This window comes from Terrabacter aerolatus, from assembly GCF_007991735.1.
Classification (GTDB): Bacteria; Actinomycetota; Actinomycetes; order Actinomycetales; family Dermatophilaceae; genus Terrabacter; species Terrabacter aerolatus.
Genome location: NZ_BJYX01000025.1, coordinates 1 through 14,881 on the forward strand (window position 1 = coordinate 1; position 14,881 = coordinate 14,881).

Here is a 14,881-nt window from a genome sequence, read left to right on the forward strand (position 1 = left end):
CGGCCGGCGAGCCGGCGGCCGGCTCGCCGACGGTCGCCGAGCCGGCGCCGCCCGAGACGGCCGCGCCGGCCGCCCCGGCGAGCCGCTACTCGCTCGGCACGTTCCCCAACATGTTCCGGTCGATGTTCGTCATCGGCCTGTTCGTCCTCGCCCTCGTGGCGATCGTCCCGCGCATCACGCAGGTGCAGCGCCCGGCCGTCGACGCGGCGGGCAAGGCGAGCCAGGTGGCCGCCGAGACGACCTGGCGGGTCGAGCTGCCCCGGGGCCTCGGGCAGGGCTGGGTCCCGACCGTGGCGAGCTACGCCCCGGGCACGGAGAAGATCCCGACGTTCACGACGGTCTGGACGACGCCGAGCGGTGCCGACATCGCCCTCAAGCAGGCGGTCGGGGTGACCCAGGGCTGGGTCGCGCGCTCGGTCAACGACGGCCAGGCAGCCGGCACGGCCTCCGTGTCGGGCCGGTCCTTCGAGAGGTTCGTCGCGAGCGACAAGGGCCAGCTCGCCTATGTCGTCCGGGGGCAGGGCGCCAAGGGGCTCACGATCGTGGCCAGCGGCACCGCCAAGGAGGACGAGCTCAAGGCGTTCGTCGCCGCCCTTGCGCCCGTGACGCCGTCGGCCGACGTCACGCCGGCCCCGACCACCTCCACGGGCACGACGGGCTGACCCGGGCCGTCGATCAGGCGTCGTCCTCGTCGAAGATCTCGTCGTCGGCGTGGAGCTCGGCGGCCGGGGCCGGCGGGCGGGTCGCCTGCTCGATCTCGGCCTGCGCCCCGTCGAGCCACGTCGCGCAGTGGGCCGCCAGCGCCTCACCACGACGCCAGAGGTGCATCGAGTCCTCGAGCGGGGCCTGACCGGCCTCGAGCTTGGCGACGATCGCGATGAGCTCCTCGCGGGCGTCCTCGTAGCGCATCCCGGCGATGTCGGGGAACGAGCCGTCGGTCGTGGTCGCGTCAGCCATGGGCGTCACCCTACGACGTGCCGTCCTCGGCGGTCTCGGCCGGCTTCGGCGTGGCCGCCGTGCGGGGCTTACGGGGCTTGCGTGCCGAGGCCGCTGTGGTGGCAGTCGATCCCGTCGCCGGGTCGGCGGAGGGCGCGCCGGTTGCCGACGCGCGTGTCGCCGTCCTCGCCGTGCCCTTTGCAGCCGTCTTCCGGGGAGCCCTGGGTGCCGCGTCCTCGGCCCCGGCCGACACGGGTCGCACCCCGAAGTCGCCCCGGGCCACGCGGACCCGCAGCAGCTCTCCGACACCGACGTCGTCCTGGTCCATGACGATGCGTCCGTCGCGGTGCTGCACCACGGCATACCCTCGCTCGAGCGTCGACTGGGGCGAGAGGGCCACGACCTGCCGGCGCAGGTGCTCCGTCTGGTCGGCGGCGCGGTGCAGCCGTGCCTCCATGCGCGCCGTGGCTCGCACCCGCAGCGCCGCGACCTCCTGCCGCCGGACGCGGACGAGGGCGACGGGGTCGGCCATGACGGGGCGCGAGACGAGGGAACGCAGGCCGGACCGCTCGGCCTCGACGCGGCGCACCATCGCGCGGCGCACGCGGTCGCGGGCGCCGTCGACGAGCGCCTGCTCGTGGGCGGCGTCGGGCACGACCTTCTTGCCGGCGTCGGTCGGGGTGGAGGCACGCCAGTCGGCGACGAGGTCGAGCAGGGGCGTGTCGACGTCGTGGCCGATGGCACTGATGACGGGCGTCCGGGCCTGCGCCACCGCCCGGATCATCGCCTCGTTGGAAAAGGGGAGCAGCTCCTCGAGCGCACCGCCGCCGCGGGCGATGACGATGACGTCCACCGCGGGGAGCGCGTCGAGCTCACGGAGCGCCTCGACGACCTCGGTGACCGCGGACGTGCCCTGGACGGCGACCTCGCGGATCTCGAAGGCGACTGCGGGCCAGCGCCGCCGGGCGTTCTCGACGACGTCCTTCTCGGCGGCGGAGTTGCGGCCGGTGATGAGGCCGACCCGGTGCGGCAGGAAGGGGATGGGGCGCTTGCGACCGGCGTCGAAGACGCCCTCGGCCGCGAGGGTGCGCTTGAGGATCTCGACCCGGGCGAGCAGGTCACCGATCCCCACGGGCCGGATCTGACGGGCCTCGAGCTGGAGGGTGCCCCGCTTGGTCCAGAACGTGGGCTTGGCCTGGAGCACCACCCGGGCACCCTGCGCGAGGGGGATCGGCATGGCGTTGACGGCGTTCATGGGCACGGAGACCGACAGGGACATGTCGACGTCGGGGTCGCGCAGGGTGAGGAAGGCGGTGCCGCCACGCGGGTTGAACTGCACGACCTGGCCCTCGACCCAGAGCTGGCTCATCCGGTCGACGTAGTCCGAGATCTTGATGCTGAGCACCCGCACCGGCCACGGCTGCTCGGCCGTCGTGTCGGCGGCCTTGTCGGGCAGCGGGCTCGTCATGCTCACCCGCGTCACCCTAAGGGTGTCGCCCGCCCGATGGGTCGAGCGGTGGGTCGGGCGGCACGTCGGGGCCGGCCGCCGTCCACCGTACGATGGGGGCCATGAGCCAGTCAGCCGACCAGACGCCCGGCAAGAAGGTCCTCCTCGCAGCGCCCCGCGGCTACTGCGCAGGTGTGGACCGGGCCGTGGTGACCGTCGAGAAGGCGCTCGAGCTCTACGGCCCACCGGTCTACGTGCGCAAGCAGATCGTGCACAACAAGCACGTCGTCACCACCCTCGAGAAGCGCGGCGCGATCTTCGTGGACGAGACCGACGAGGTGCCCGAGGGCGCCACGGTCATCTTCTCGGCGCACGGCGTGGCCCCGGTGGTGCACGAGGAGGCGCGGGCACGCAGCCTCAAGACGATCGACGCGACCTGCCCGCTCGTGACCAAGGTGCACCGTGAGGCCGTCCGCTTCGCCGACGACGACTTCGACATCCTGCTCATCGGCCACGAGGGCCACGAGGAGGTCGTCGGCACCTCCGGTGAGGCGCCCGACCACATCACGCTCGTCGACGGTCCCGACGACGTCGACAACGTCACGGTCCGCGACCCCGAGAAGGTCGTCTGGCTCTCGCAGACCACGCTGTCGGTCGACGAGACGATGCAGACGGTTGCGCGGCTCAAGGAGAAGTTCCCGGCCCTGCAGAGCCCCCCGTCGGACGACATCTGCTACGCCACCCAGAACCGCCAGCTCGCCGTGAAGCAGATGGCCAAGGACACCGACCTCATGATCGTCGTCGGGTCGCGCAACTCGTCCAACTCGGTGCGTCTCGTCGAGGTCGCCATCGAGCACGGGGCCCGTGGGGGGCACCTCGTCGACTTCGCCGACGAGATCCAGGAGGAGTGGCTCGAGGGCGTGACGACCGTCGGCGTCACGTCGGGCGCCAGCGTCCCGGAGGTGCTCGTGCGCGACGTCCTCGCGTGGCTCGCCGAGCGTGGCTACGGCGAGGTCGAGGCCGTCATCGCGGCCGAGGAGTCGCTCCTGTTCTCACTGCCCAACGAGCTGCGTCGCGACCTCAAGGCCCGCAGGGGTGAGGACGCCGGCACCCTGCGCCACGACGCGGCCTTCGAGGACACCGGCTCGCTGCACTGACGGGTCCCGTCCGGGCGTCGGGTCGTCGGGGCCTGCACGCGGGTCAGCCTCCGAGTGCCTGGGTGAGCACCGGCTGCAGGTCCGCGTAGGTCTCGGTCGCGACGTACTGGCCGCCCGTGACGGCCACGACCTGTCGCATCGCCGCGGCATCGGCGCGGCCGCCGATGCCGACGACGACCACGGTGATGGGCCGTTTGGGGTCCTTGGCCGCCGCGAGGTGCTGCTTGAGCAGGTCGAGGCTCAGACCGTAGTCGTCCTCGTTGGGCCCGTCGGCGACGACGACGACGGTGTTGGTGTAGCCGGGCCGCCAGGCCGACCTGGCCCGGTCGTAGGTCGCGGCGATGGTGTCGTAGAGCCCGCTGCCGCCGCCGACGTAGCCGTCCAGGCCGGTGACGGCCGTGTCGACGGCCGTGAGGCTCTTGGGATCGCCGAGGCTCGCGTAGTCGGTGAGCTGGCGGAAGTCGTCGGCGTGGCTGCCGACGTGCAGCGAGTAGATCCACAGCGAGGCCATGGCTGTCGCGGGGACGGCCCCGAGGGCGCGGACGGTGGCCTGCTGCACCACGGCGAGGCGGCTGCCGTCGTCGGTGCGTTCGAGCATCGACCCGGAGACGTCGAGGGCGAGGAGGGTCTGTGTCTTGCGCGACGCTTCGCTCCACTGAGCGGTGAGCGGTGCCAGGGCGCCATCGCTCCCCGCGGCGACCTCCCGGATCTCCCCATGGAGGGGCGAGGGGTCCTTGGGGCCACCCGTCGCGGTGCGGAATCCGCTGTCCTGCAACAGTTTCTGGCTGTCCGCAGACGTGAGGTAGCTCGCGAGCGCCGTCACGAGCCGGGCCCGGGCCGGGTCGGTCGTCAGGGCGACCAGGGAGTACTCCAGTGGAGGCGCCCCCTCCGTCGGTGCGACGGCCGCGAGTGCCTGGTCGGGGTGGGCAGAGTTCCACGCGAGCAGCTGGGCCTGCGACACGACCGCTCCGCCGGCCCCCGGCCCGGCCAGGCCGTCGAGGGTCACGGCGGCTCCGGACGAGGGCGCCGTCGCTGCGACGAACGACTGCAGGCGGGCGGCCGGGAGCGACGTCGCGGCGACCCCGAGGACGTTGCGCGCGAGGGCGGACCGGTTCGGGTCGGGGAGGCGCACGGGGGTGGTCGCGCCGAGCAGGTCCGCCCAGCCGAGGCGCGTCCCGAGGGCCGCGGCGTCGTCGTCGGCCATCGCGACGAGCACCGGGCTGGAGGCGAACGCCGGGACTGCTGCCGGTGCGGCGCCCGAGACGGCGGCGGCGCGCCCCAGCCAGACGGGGGAGTCGGTGACCCAGGCGTCGGGACGTCCTGCCCCGGCCAGCGACCCGGAGACGGCGTACGGCTCCGCCGACTCGACCGAGTACGCCGCGCACGGGGCGTCGGGACGCCGGGCCAGGGACGCGGCGACGGCTGCGACGGCGGGCGCGGCGGCTGGGGCGACGGCGACGCGGACCTTGACGGGGTGGGCGCACGAGGTGGGCCGTACCGCGACCGTGGGAACCGCGGTCGGCACCTCGCGGGCGCCGACGTAGCGGTAGGCGCCGTAGCCGAGACCGCAGGCGACGACGACGGTCGCCAGGACCGCGACGGCGCGCGTGCGCCGACGACGGTGGGCGCGCTGACGAGCGGCCGCCTCGGCGCGCTCACGCGTCTCGCGCAGGCTCTGCTCGTACGGTCCGATGCGACGCCTCGGCGCGTCGGAGCCCTCTGGATCCACGCCCCCCGGCGCGGTCACGATGCACCCGATCCCACGCGCGTATTGTGCGCGGGGCCTCCCCGGGTGTCCACTACCCGGACAAATCGGACGCTGACATCGGCAGACGGAAGTCGTTGTGCCGCAGGCCTATCCGTGTGGTCGGCAGTCTCGACAGGCCGCGCGGTCGGGCACGGGCTCGGCGGGGCCGACGGTCAGGCCGACCGGTGCTCGGCGTCGCGCGCGCCCCGGGGCCGGCCGTCGGTGCCAGCGTCGTCGACCTGGGGCCGCTCGGTGCCGGTGACGTGCTGGAGGAACGCGTCGTCGCGCGCGCTGCGACCGAGGTCGTCGGTGAGCTCGGCCGCGCTCAGCGACCGGGGGGACACCTCGATGGGCGTCAGGGACGGCGGGACGTCGCTGGCCAGGTGCAGCTCGTGCATCCGGCGCGCGGTGACGAGGACCCGCGACTCCAGCGTGCCGACGAACTTGTTGTACTGCTCGACCGACCGGGACAGCGACTGGCCCATGGTCGTGACGTGACCGCCCAGGGTGGCCAGGCGCGCGTAGAGGTCCTGGCCGATCGCGAGGAGCTCACGGGCGTTCTGCTCGAGGGCGTCCTGCTGCCAGATGGCGCCGATCGTGCGCAGCACCGCGAAGAGGGTGCCTGGCGACGCGAGGACGACCTTGCGCGAGAGCGCGTGCTCGTAGAGCCCGGGGTCGTCCGCGAGCGCCGTCGCGAGGATGGCCTCGCCCGGGACGAAGCAGATGACGACCTCGGGAGACCGGGTGAAGGCGGTCCAGTACGCCTTGGCGGCGAGGCTCTCGACGTGTCGGCGCAGGGCGGTGGCGTGCGCGGCGAGCAGCTCGGCCCGCTCGACCTCGTCGACCGTCTCGCTGTGCGCCTGGAGGAAGTGGGCCATCGGGGCCTTGGAGTCGACGACGACGTGACGGGCGCCGGGCAGGTTGACGACGGCATCGGGGCGCACCGTGGCCCCGTGACGGCTGACGCTCGTGACCTGCTCGTCGAAGTCGCAGCGCGCCAGCAGGCCGGAGAGCTCGAGCACCCGGCGCAGCTGGACCTCTCCCCACGCACCGCGGACGGTGGACGCGTTGAGCGCCGTCGCGAGGGTCGCGGTCTCGGAGCGCAGCGACTCGGTGGAACGGCTCACCTCGGTGAGGCGCTCGCCCAGCTGTCCGAACTGGAGGGACCGGTCACGCTCGAGCGCCCCGACCTGGCGCTCGACCCGCCCGATGGTGTCGCGCAGTGGAGCGAGCAGGCTCGCCGTCGTGTCGTCGACGTCGCGGGCCGCCTCGAGGTCGGCCACGCGCTCGCGGAGGACGTCACGCTCGGCCTCCGCGCCGGCCGAGCGAGCCAGCAGGGCCGAACGCGCCGACAGCCACGCGAGCAGGCCCCCGACCAGGGCGCCGAGGACGAGGCCGACGAGCAGAGCGGTGAGATCCATGCGAGCACCGTCCCAGAGACCGCCGACACGGGGCCTCTCCGACACCCGGGTGGCGCGGACCGCGCCGTGACGGCCGACGTGGCGCACGGCATACCCCGAGCGCACCGGCAGCGTCGGGGACGTCTGTTAGACCTGTCCCGTGAGCGAGTACGACGACGCGACCCGGCTCGAGGCCGGCGAGGACCCGGCCCGGCGACACGGCACCTTCCACGAGGAGTGGATGATCGGCAACGCCGTCAACGGGGGGCTCGTCATGACGACGGCGCTGCAGGCGCTCGGCGAGCACCTCGCCGCAGACCCGACCGAGACGACCGAGCACGTCAACCCGGTCGTGCTCTCCGCCTACTTCATGACGGCCTCCCAGCCCGGTCCGTTCACGGTCACGACCGAGATCATGCGCTGCGGACGCCGGCTCTCCACCGGTCAGATGACGATCCACCAGACCGGCGACGACGGGCAGCCGGTCGAGCGCATGCGGGCGATCGGCTCGTTCGGCGACCTCGCCGACCTCGACGTGCAGCGGCAGGCGTCACCGCCGGAGATGCCGCCGCCCGAGGAGTGCGTCTCGGCGGAGCAGGCGCCACCCGACTTCCTCGCCAACGCGAAGTTCCTCGAGCGACTCGACCTGCGCCTCGACCCGCGCACGGCAGGGTGGGCCGTCGGCAAGCCCTCGATGCGCGGGGTCATGCGTGGCTGGCTGCGGCTGCGCGACGGCCGCGAGCCCGACACGACGATGCTCATGATGGCGCTCGACGCGCTGCCCCCCGTCGCCTTCGACCTCGGGCTCTTCGGGTGGACGCCCACGCTCGAGTTCACCGGCCACGTGCGCCGGCGACCCGCACCGGGCTGGCTGCAGGTCTCCCTCGGCAGCGAGACGCTGGGCGGCGGCATGATGGAGGAGGACGCGTTGATCTGGGACTCCACCGGCAACCTCGTGGCCCAGTCGCGCCAGCTGTGCGGCGTCCGCCTGCCGCGCTGACGGCTGTCATGACGGTCCACCTCGTCCACGAGACGCACTCGATCACGGAGGACGACGAGGCGACCGCGACGTCGTCGAGGCCACGCGGCGTCCCGATCGCGTGACCCCGGCGGGACGGCATACGCCCTCGTGGTCGGCAGGCCGCCCGATCGCCACTAAACTCTTGTCCTCGTGGCACTCACCATCGGAATCGTCGGTCTCCCCAACGTCGGCAAGTCGACGCTCTTCAACGCGCTGACCAAGAACAACGTGCTCGCCGCGAACTACCCGTTCGCGACGATCGAGCCCAACGTCGGCGTCGTCCCGCTGCCCGACGCGCGCCTCGGTGCGCTCGCCGAGATCTTCTCCTCCGAGAAGATCCTCCCGGCGACCGTGAGCTTCGTCGACATCGCCGGCATCGTCCGCGGCGCCTCCGAGGGCGAGGGGCTCGGCAACAAGTTCCTCGCCAACATCCGTGAGGCCGACGCGATCTGCCAGGTCGTGCGCGCGTTCGAGGACGGCGACGTCGTGCACGTCGACGGCAAGGTGAGCCCCGCCAGCGACATCGAGACGATCCACACCGAGCTCATCCTCGCCGACCTCCAGACGCTCGAGAAGGCCGTGCCGCGCCTCGAGAAGGAGGCCCGGGTCAACAAGGACAAGAAGGCCGCCGTCGACCTCGCGCTCGCCGCGCAGAAGGTCCTCGAGCAGGGCCACACGCTGTATGCCGCGGGGCCGGCCGCCGGGGTCGACCTGGCCGAGGCCAAGCAGCTGGGTCTGCTGACGACCAAGCCCTTCATCTACGTCTTCAACCTCGACGAGGACCAGCTCGCCGACACCGAGCTGCAGGCGTCGCTGCGCGAGCTCGCAGCGCCGGCCGACGCGGTCTTCCTCAACGCGAAGCTCGAGATGGACCTCATGGAGATGGAGCCCGACGAGGCGCTCGAGCTGCTCCAGAGCTTCGGCGCGGAGGAGTCGGGCCTCGACCAGCTCGCCCGCACCGGCTTCCACACGCTCGGCCTGCAGACCTACCTCACGGCCGGTCCCAAGGAGTCGCGCGCGTGGACCATCGGCAAGGGCTGGACCGCCCCGATGGCCGCCGGCGTCATCCACACCGACTTCCAGCGCGGCTTCATCAAGGCCGAGGTCGTCAGCTTCGACGACCTCGTCGCGGCCGGGAACATGAACGCCGCCAAGGCCGCCGGCAAGGTGCGCATCGAGGGCAAGGACTACGTCATGGCCGACGGCGACGTCGTGGAGTTCCGCTTCAACGTCTGACCGGGGACGGCTCAGCGGGCCGCTCCGAGCCCGATCGACGGGGGCGGGGGCGCACGGCTCATGGGGTACTCACGGGGCGACCGGGACCTTGTCCTCTGGTGTGCTCCGTCGCGCCGACGTTGGCTGGAGGTGGCAGCGAGGCACGGCCCTTCCGGAGTCGTGCGGGGCGGCCCACCGCAGGAGGTGCGTCATGACGACGCCGACGATGTTTCCCCCCGGATCCGATGCGGACGCAGGCGGTCCCGGCCGATCAGGCGCAGGGGGAGCGGGCGCGGCGGGTCCGCCGGTGACACCGGCAGCCCCGGCCTCCGGGGCTCCCACGCCGACGGTGACCTTCCTGCCGCCCACCCCTCCGGGGCCGCCGGCTCCGCCGCCCCGTCGTCGCCGGTGGTGGTTCGTGGTGCTTGCCGCAGGCCTCGTCGTCGTCCTCGCCGTCGCGGGCTGGCTGCTGTGGCGCAACTGGGTGCCGTCGGCGCCCGGGTCCCCGTCCAGCCAGGCGGTCACCGCGACCTCCGTCGAGCTGCGCTGGGGCCCGTCGACGTCCGGCCCGGGAGTCGACCAGTACCTCGTCCAGCGCGACGGCGCCCAGGTCGCCGCGCTCGGCGCCACGGTCACGAGCTGGGTGGACCGCAACGTGGCGCCCAACTCGGCCTACCGCTACGTGATCGTCGGGGCGTCCGGCAGCAAGCGTTCCGCGCCCTCGGCAGAGGTCGCCGTGCGCACACTGCCCGCCATGCCGGAGGCTCTCGAGCAGAAGGGGAGCAGCGCCACGAGCGCCACGATCGGCTGGGCCGCCCCGGCGCGCGGGCCCGCACCCGAGAAGTACGTCGTCTCGCGCGACGGCACCGAGGTCGGGACGGTTCCGGGCACGCAGACGACCTACGTGGACACCGGCCTCGAACCGGGCGGAGTCTTCAGCTACGTCGTCGTCGCGGCGACAGGCGCCAACCGCTCGCAGCCCTCGGCGGAGCTCATCGCGGTGACCCTTCCGGCGGCCCCGACCGGTCTCCGAGCCTCGAAGGTGACGACCGACGCGGCCACGGTGCAGTGGTCGCGGCCGTCCGGCCCGCAGCCGACCGGCTACGTCGTGCTCCGTGACGACACCGAGGTCCGGACCGTCTCGGGGACGACGCTGTCGTACACCGACACCGGTCTCGCCCCCGCCTCGACTCACCGCTACACCGTGCTGACCGACCTGGACGGACTCCGGTCCGACCCCTCGCCCGAGCTCGTGGTCACGCTGCGCACCCCGTCGGTCGCCAGCGGCCACCTGGACGGGTCGTGGCCGGTCGACGGCAAGGTCACCGACGTCACCGGCACCGTCACCCTCGGCGGGTCGGCGGCGAAGGGCCAGACGTTCGGCTGGACCTGGGACTTCGCGTCCTCGTGCAAGGTCGGGCCGTGCGCGGCTGTCGTCTCCGGCGTGTTCGCCTCGCACCCGTTCTCGGTGAAGGTCACTCCCGCCAACGGCACCTACTCGGGCTCGACCAACGTGCACATCTCGCACTGCCAGGGACTGAGCGGCACCGTCGACGTCAAGAACACGGTCCGGCTCAGTCTCACGCCCACCCGGTCGGGGCTCGTGTCGAACATCTGGTCGGTCACCTCGTGGAAGGGAACCCTCGTCCTGACGAGCCCCTACACGGCTGCCGGCAGCTCGGGGAACCTCCGGTCCTACTGTCCCGCCAACTCGCTCACCGCGTCGGTGGCGGCGACCCGCTGACGAACGAGGACGGGCCCGTCAGTCCAGGCCGAGTCCGCGGCGCCCCGTGGCGTTGAGCTGCTGGGGCGCGAAGCGGTCGGCCCAGCCGCGCTCGTAGTGCTCCTCCGGGAAGTCGCTGGGGCTGGAACCGCTGAGGAACGCCTCACGCACGCCGGCGGCATACCGCTCGTTGCGCTCGCACCACGGCGCCGCGGGGATGTACATGACGTTGCCCCACCCCTGCTGGTCGGCGACGGGGGCGACGCTGTGGATCATGTCGCAGTGCCACCACACGGAGTCGCCGGCCTGCACGTCGGGGATGCCGCTCAGGGCCTCGAGCAGGAGCGGGTGCCAGCGCTCGCTCGCGGGGAAGACCTGGTTGGTCGTGACGCCGCACATGTCGTCGTCGGCGACGTCGTCGAGCAGGGGCCGGAGCATGAGGTAGGCCATCGCCTCGGGGATCGGGACGGTGTGCAGGACCCCCTGGTCGTGGGCCATGTCGGACAGCGCCGTCCATCCCTGGAAGGTCCGGAAGGCGGAGCACATCGTCGTGCCGGGGTACTGCGTGCCGGCCGTGCGGTGCGCCGCGTCCCACGGGTCGTAGTCCTCGACGCTGCCGTCGAAGAGGTGGCGGAACGCGCGCTGGTACCCCTCGGTCATCCAGAGGTCGAGCGTGCCCGGGTCGCAGTGGGTTCCGAGGCCGCTCGAGTCGGCCCCCGGGGGGCGGCGACGGATGCGGTCGGGGTAGAGCGAGTCGCGCTCGGGGTCGAACCACGTGACGCCGTCGGACTCGTGCCTCCACTGGGAGTTGAGCAGCGCCTGCACGGCGGCCATCCGCTCGCTCTGGCGCGCCTCCATCTGCGCCGGCGACCAGTAGATGGGGTAGATCTCGGGCTTCGACCCGACGCTGCCGAAGAAGTCGTCCCCGGGACCCCGGTAGCTCTCGAAGAACCCGTTGCCCTCGACGTAGTCGACGATGCCGGCGTCCCACGCGAGGGCCTGCTCGCGGGGGAAGTGCCCGCGCACGACGAGGCAGCCGCGCCGACGGAGCTTGGCCAGCTGTTCGGCGCTCACGGTGCCGTTCTCGATGTCGGCGTAGTCGATGACGGGCCAGATGTCCTCGCCGCGCTCCCGGTCCGCCCGGATCTGCGCCACGCTCTCGCCGACCCGCTGCTCGACGACCGCGAAGACCTCCTCGACGCTGCGGCCCGACGCGGCGATGCGCGCGCGGATCGCCGCCTTGACCTCGCGGATCGCGCCGGGGAGGTCCTCGGGCGTCGTCTCCCAGTGCGGAAGGGCCGGCAGGGGGCGGTCGGTCGTGCGAGCCGGGGTGGTGGTCATGAGGTGTCCTTTGGTGAGGAGTCCTTACGAAGAGGAGCCTAGCGCGCCCGCGTCCATTGGGCAAGAGTCCTAACTAAGATGGCGGCATGTCGTCCGCCAAGCCGAGCCTCGAGCTGCTCCGGTCCCTCACCGAGGAGCACGTCCTGCGGGCGCTCATGGACCACCCCCGCCTGACCCGGGCCGAGATCGCCGCCGTCACCGGGATCTCGAAGCCGACGATCTCCGACGGGGTGCGCCGGCTCGTCGACCTCGGCCTCGTCGTCGACACGGGCGAGTGGAGCACCGGACGTGGCCGGGCCGGCTCGTACCACGCGCTCGCGCCGGGTTGTGGCACCGCCCTCGTCGTCAGCATCACGCCCCAGGGCGTCACCGCCGAGTCGGTCGACCCCTTCGGGACCGTCGTGGCCTCGAGCGACGTCCCGCTCGACCGGAGCGCGGGTGCGTATGCCGTGACGCCGGCCCTGCGGACAGCGCTCGGTCGCGTCGTGTCGGGCTCGGGCCGACGTCTCCGTCTGGGCGTCGTCAGCGCCGCCGACCCCGTCGACCGCGACACCGGCCGCCTCGTGCACCTGCCCGACGCGCCCTTCCTCGTCGGCGACCTCGACCCACGCGCGGTGCTGGCCTCGGCCGTCGAGGGGCCGGTGCTCGTCGACAACGACGTCAACTGGGCCGCACGTGCCGAGCAGGCCGCCGGGCAGGCCGGAGCCGCAGGAGGGTCGGCGGACTTCGTCTACCTCTACCTCGACGAGGGGCTCGGGTGCGCGGTCGTCTCCGACGGCGAGGTCCGTCGCGGGCACTCCGGTCTGGCGGGGGAGATCGCCCACCTCGTGACCGAGGGCCCTGAGGGTCGGGCCGTGCGGCTGACGGAGGTCTTCGCGCGGCTGGGCCTGCGACGCCCGGGCTCGACCGCGGTGGATGTCGAGCAGGTCCGGAGCCGGTTCGCCGACGCCTCGGACGGCGACCCGACCCTCGGGGCCCTGGCAACCGCCGTCTCGGGCGTGCTCGAGGCGGTCACCGCGCTCGCCGACCCCGAGGTGGTCGTCCTCGGTGGCGGGTGGGGTCGCGAGGCGGCCTTCGTCGACGAGCTGCGTCGCCGGTCCGCCGCCCTGCCCCGGACGGTCCCGGTCGTGCCCGCGCTGGTCGACCGCGAGCCCCAGCTGTCGGGCGCCAGGGCGGCGGCGCTCGAGCAGCTCCGGGAGCTCGTCGTCGCGACGGTCCGCAGACCGGACCGGGTCTAGGGGCAGTCGGCCTCTCCTCAGCCCGTGGAGGGGCTGTGTGCGCGGCCGGAAAAAAGATCTGGGTGGGCTGTAACGCACGTGCCCCACCGGGCGATGGAGGAGTCAGAAGAGGCGCCACTCGGACCCCCGAGCGAGTGGCGCCTCTCCTGTGTCCGCCACCCGGGCCGCGTGTCGATCAGTCCGTGGGGGGCAGCACGACCCCGAAGCCGGCCACCGAGAGCCTGAGCAGCACCTGACCCGGGGCGAGCAGGTCGGCGATCCGCGCGGCGCTGAGCACCTCCAGCTCACCGAGGCGCACGGCATACGCCTCCGGCCCCGTGGTGCGCGCCCGCTGGAGCTCCGTCGTGTTGTGCCACACCTTGGCGCGCGCCTCACGCAGGAACCGTGTCGACGCCGCCCGGTTGAGCGGGGTCAGCAGGCGGTCGACCGCGCTCTTGCGGCTCTGGGCGCTCAGCTCGTCGTCCTCGGCCGCGACGCGAGCCGACAGGACGGCGTCGATGCGCTCGTGGTCGCGCCGCCGCCGGTCGAGCAGGACGGGGTCCTCGAAGTCCGCGTCGCTGATGACGCCGAGAAGCGCCCGGGGCAGGTCGTAGTTGATGTGGGCGTTGATGCCGAGCAGCACCTGCCGCAAGGGCGGCAGGTCGGGCGGGGCGGCGAACGCGAGTCGCCACGGCCGCGGTGCCGGCCGGTCCGGGTCGCCGGTCAGGTCGGCCTCCAGGGCATCGAGGTAGAGGTCGGCGAAGACGACGTCCCACGCCTCCACCCAGTCGGGGTCCTCGAAGGATCCGCGCTCCACGGCATCCCCGACCGCTCGGGTCGTGCGCTCGTAGGTGGCGAGGAACGCGCGCCGGGAGGTCTGGCCCGGAGGCATCCCGTCGAGGACCGATGCCATCCGGTCGATGACGTCGGCGATCCTCCGTCCGTCCGCGGTCCCGGTCATCGCGATCTCCTCACGCACGCCGCCCCTCGCACCTATTCTGGAACGAGAGTCGCACGGCGTCAGGGGAATCCGGACGCCGTCGCGCGGGGGCGCTCCTGGTCGAGGAGGCCGGATGAGAGCACGCACGGACGGGCCGAGGACCTTCGACGCGGTCGTCGTCGGTCAGCGCGAGACCGATGCCTGGGTGGCCTACTACCGCCACGAGTGGGTGGCGTTCCTGCGGGCATCCGTCGGCATGGTCGCGGCCGGCTTCGGCATGAACCGCCTCGACACGGTGCGCGGTGCCGTGCTCGTGCTGCGCGCCAACCAGGCGTGGGCTCCCTTCCCGCACAACGACCCCCAGCGTGCTCGCGAGCTGATGCGGACGTTCTACGCGCTCGTGGCGCGGGCCAGCCACCTCGCCATCGACCCGACGCGCGCTGCGGCTCTCGAGGTCGACTGGTGGCGGGTGCACCGCGAGCACCAGCACGACGGCGCCGTGACGACCGAGGACCTCGTGGCGGCGCTCGTGGCCCTCTACGCCTACGTCTACGCCGCGGACCCCGCCCTCGTGCGCCCGGCAGCCGCCTGGCGCGTCGAGGCCATGGACCTGTCCGACGAGTGGGTGCGCCGCGGCTGCTCGATGACCGACCCGCTGCTGTCCGCCGAACGGCGCGCCCTCGTCGCGTCGTATGCCGGCCTGCTCGACGCCGTCGGCCGGTCGAGGGTGTGAACCG

At 73.0% G+C, this 14,881-nt stretch carries 13 protein-coding genes; 7 read left to right on the forward strand and 6 right to left on the reverse strand.

Annotation, left to right across the window (positions count from 1 at the left end; genetic code table 11):
* The coding region (locus tag TAE01_RS17415; protein ID WP_246111428.1) for a DUF4245 domain-containing protein at positions 1 to 662 on the forward strand (662 nt) is incomplete at its 5' end.
* Positions 663 to 675: 13 nt separating this feature from the next.
* Here TAE01_RS17415 and TAE01_RS17420 read toward each other — a convergent pair.
* Positions 676 to 957, reverse strand: a complete 282-nt coding sequence (locus tag TAE01_RS17420; RefSeq protein WP_147068084.1) for an exodeoxyribonuclease VII small subunit — start codon at positions 955 to 957, stop codon at positions 676 to 678.
* Between the two features lie 10 nt (positions 958 to 967).
* Complete coding sequence (gene xseA / locus TAE01_RS17425; RefSeq protein ID WP_147068118.1) at positions 968 to 2,404, reverse strand: exodeoxyribonuclease VII large subunit; 1,437 nt, start codon at positions 2,402 to 2,404, stop codon at positions 968 to 970.
* Between the two features lie 101 nt (positions 2,405 to 2,505).
* Between xseA and TAE01_RS17430 the strand changes: the two genes are divergently transcribed.
* On the forward strand, positions 2,506 to 3,540 hold the full coding sequence (locus TAE01_RS17430) for a 4-hydroxy-3-methylbut-2-enyl diphosphate reductase (RefSeq protein WP_147068085.1): 1,035 nt from the start codon (positions 2,506 to 2,508) through the stop codon (positions 3,538 to 3,540).
* A 43-nt stretch (positions 3,541 to 3,583) separates the two neighbouring features.
* On the opposite strand, the gene TAE01_RS17435 is transcribed toward TAE01_RS17430, so the two are convergent.
* Positions 3,584 to 5,287 carry a substrate-binding domain-containing protein gene (locus tag TAE01_RS17435; protein WP_147068086.1) on the reverse strand — a complete coding sequence of 568 codons (1,704 nt, stop codon included), beginning with the start codon at positions 5,285 to 5,287 and terminating at the stop codon, positions 3,584 to 3,586.
* A 173-nt stretch (positions 5,288 to 5,460) separates the two neighbouring features.
* On the reverse strand, positions 5,461 to 6,708 hold the full coding sequence (locus TAE01_RS17440; RefSeq protein ID WP_147068087.1) for a DNA recombination protein RmuC: 1,248 nt from the start codon (positions 6,706 to 6,708) through the stop codon (positions 5,461 to 5,463).
* Positions 6,709 to 6,847: 139 nt separating this feature from the next.
* Between TAE01_RS17440 and TAE01_RS17445 the strand changes: the two genes are divergently transcribed.
* The 3 genes from TAE01_RS17445 to TAE01_RS17455 all read left to right on the forward strand — a co-directional run bounded on the left by TAE01_RS17445 (position 6,848) and on the right by TAE01_RS17455 (position 10,667).
* A complete protein-coding gene (locus TAE01_RS17445; RefSeq protein WP_147068088.1) occupies positions 6,848 to 7,687 on the forward strand; it encodes a thioesterase family protein in 840 nt (279 codons plus the stop codon).
* 171 nt (positions 7,688 to 7,858) lie between these two features.
* Positions 7,859 to 8,944 carry a redox-regulated ATPase YchF gene (gene ychF, locus TAE01_RS17450; protein WP_147068089.1) on the forward strand — a complete coding sequence of 362 codons (1,086 nt, stop codon included), beginning with the start codon at positions 7,859 to 7,861 and terminating at the stop codon, positions 8,942 to 8,944.
* A 397-nt stretch (positions 8,945 to 9,341) separates the two neighbouring features.
* Entirely contained in the window at positions 9,342 to 10,667 is a 1,326-nt protein-coding gene (locus tag TAE01_RS17455) for a fibronectin type III domain-containing protein (protein ID WP_147068090.1), read from the forward strand.
* An 18-nt stretch (positions 10,668 to 10,685) separates the two neighbouring features.
* On the opposite strand, the gene TAE01_RS17460 is transcribed toward TAE01_RS17455, so the two are convergent.
* Positions 10,686 to 11,987 carry a DUF1479 domain-containing protein gene (locus TAE01_RS17460; RefSeq protein WP_147068091.1) on the reverse strand — a complete coding sequence of 434 codons (1,302 nt, stop codon included), beginning with the start codon at positions 11,985 to 11,987 and terminating at the stop codon, positions 10,686 to 10,688.
* An 86-nt stretch (positions 11,988 to 12,073) separates the two neighbouring features.
* Here TAE01_RS17460 and TAE01_RS17465 point away from each other — a divergent pair, with 86 nt between their 5' ends.
* A complete protein-coding gene (locus TAE01_RS17465; RefSeq protein ID WP_147068092.1) occupies positions 12,074 to 13,225 on the forward strand; it encodes an ROK family transcriptional regulator in 1,152 nt (383 codons plus the stop codon).
* 175 nt (positions 13,226 to 13,400) lie between these two features.
* Here the strand turns inward: TAE01_RS17465 and TAE01_RS17470 are convergent, their stop codons facing one another.
* Positions 13,401 to 14,165 (reverse strand): DUF5995 family protein, encoded by a 765-nt coding sequence (locus TAE01_RS17470; protein ID WP_147068093.1) that lies wholly within the window; start codon positions 14,163 to 14,165, stop codon positions 13,401 to 13,403.
* Between the two features lie 112 nt (positions 14,166 to 14,277).
* Here TAE01_RS17470 and TAE01_RS17475 point away from each other — a divergent pair, with 112 nt between their 5' ends.
* Entirely contained in the window at positions 14,278 to 14,877 is a 600-nt protein-coding gene (locus tag TAE01_RS17475) for a hypothetical protein (RefSeq protein WP_147068094.1), read from the forward strand.
* Positions 14,878 to 14,881: the final 4 nt, after the last annotated feature.

Bases quoted from the DNA above. Each gene is read 5' to 3' on its own strand.
- TAE01_RS17420 (WP_147068084.1), bottom strand. From the start codon at position 957: ATGGCTGACGCGACCACGACCGACGGCTCGTTCCCCGACATCGCCGGG.
- xseA (WP_147068118.1), bottom strand. From the start codon at position 2,404: ATGACGAGCCCGCTGCCCGACAAGGCCGCCGACACGACGGCCGAGCAG.
- TAE01_RS17430 (WP_147068085.1), top strand. From the start codon at position 2,506: ATGAGCCAGTCAGCCGACCAGACGCCCGGCAAGAAGGTCCTCCTCGCA.
- TAE01_RS17440 (WP_147068087.1), bottom strand. From the start codon at position 6,708: ATGGATCTCACCGCTCTGCTCGTCGGCCTCGTCCTCGGCGCCCTGGTC.
- TAE01_RS17460 (WP_147068091.1), bottom strand. From the start codon at position 11,987: ATGACCACCACCCCGGCTCGCACGACCGACCGCCCCCTGCCGGCCCTT.
- TAE01_RS17465 (WP_147068092.1), top strand. From the start codon at position 12,074: ATGTCGTCCGCCAAGCCGAGCCTCGAGCTGCTCCGGTCCCTCACCGAG.
- TAE01_RS17470 (WP_147068093.1), bottom strand. From the start codon at position 14,165: ATGACCGGGACCGCGGACGGACGGAGGATCGCCGACGTCATCGACCGG.
- TAE01_RS17475 (WP_147068094.1), top strand. From the start codon at position 14,278: ATGAGAGCACGCACGGACGGGCCGAGGACCTTCGACGCGGTCGTCGTC.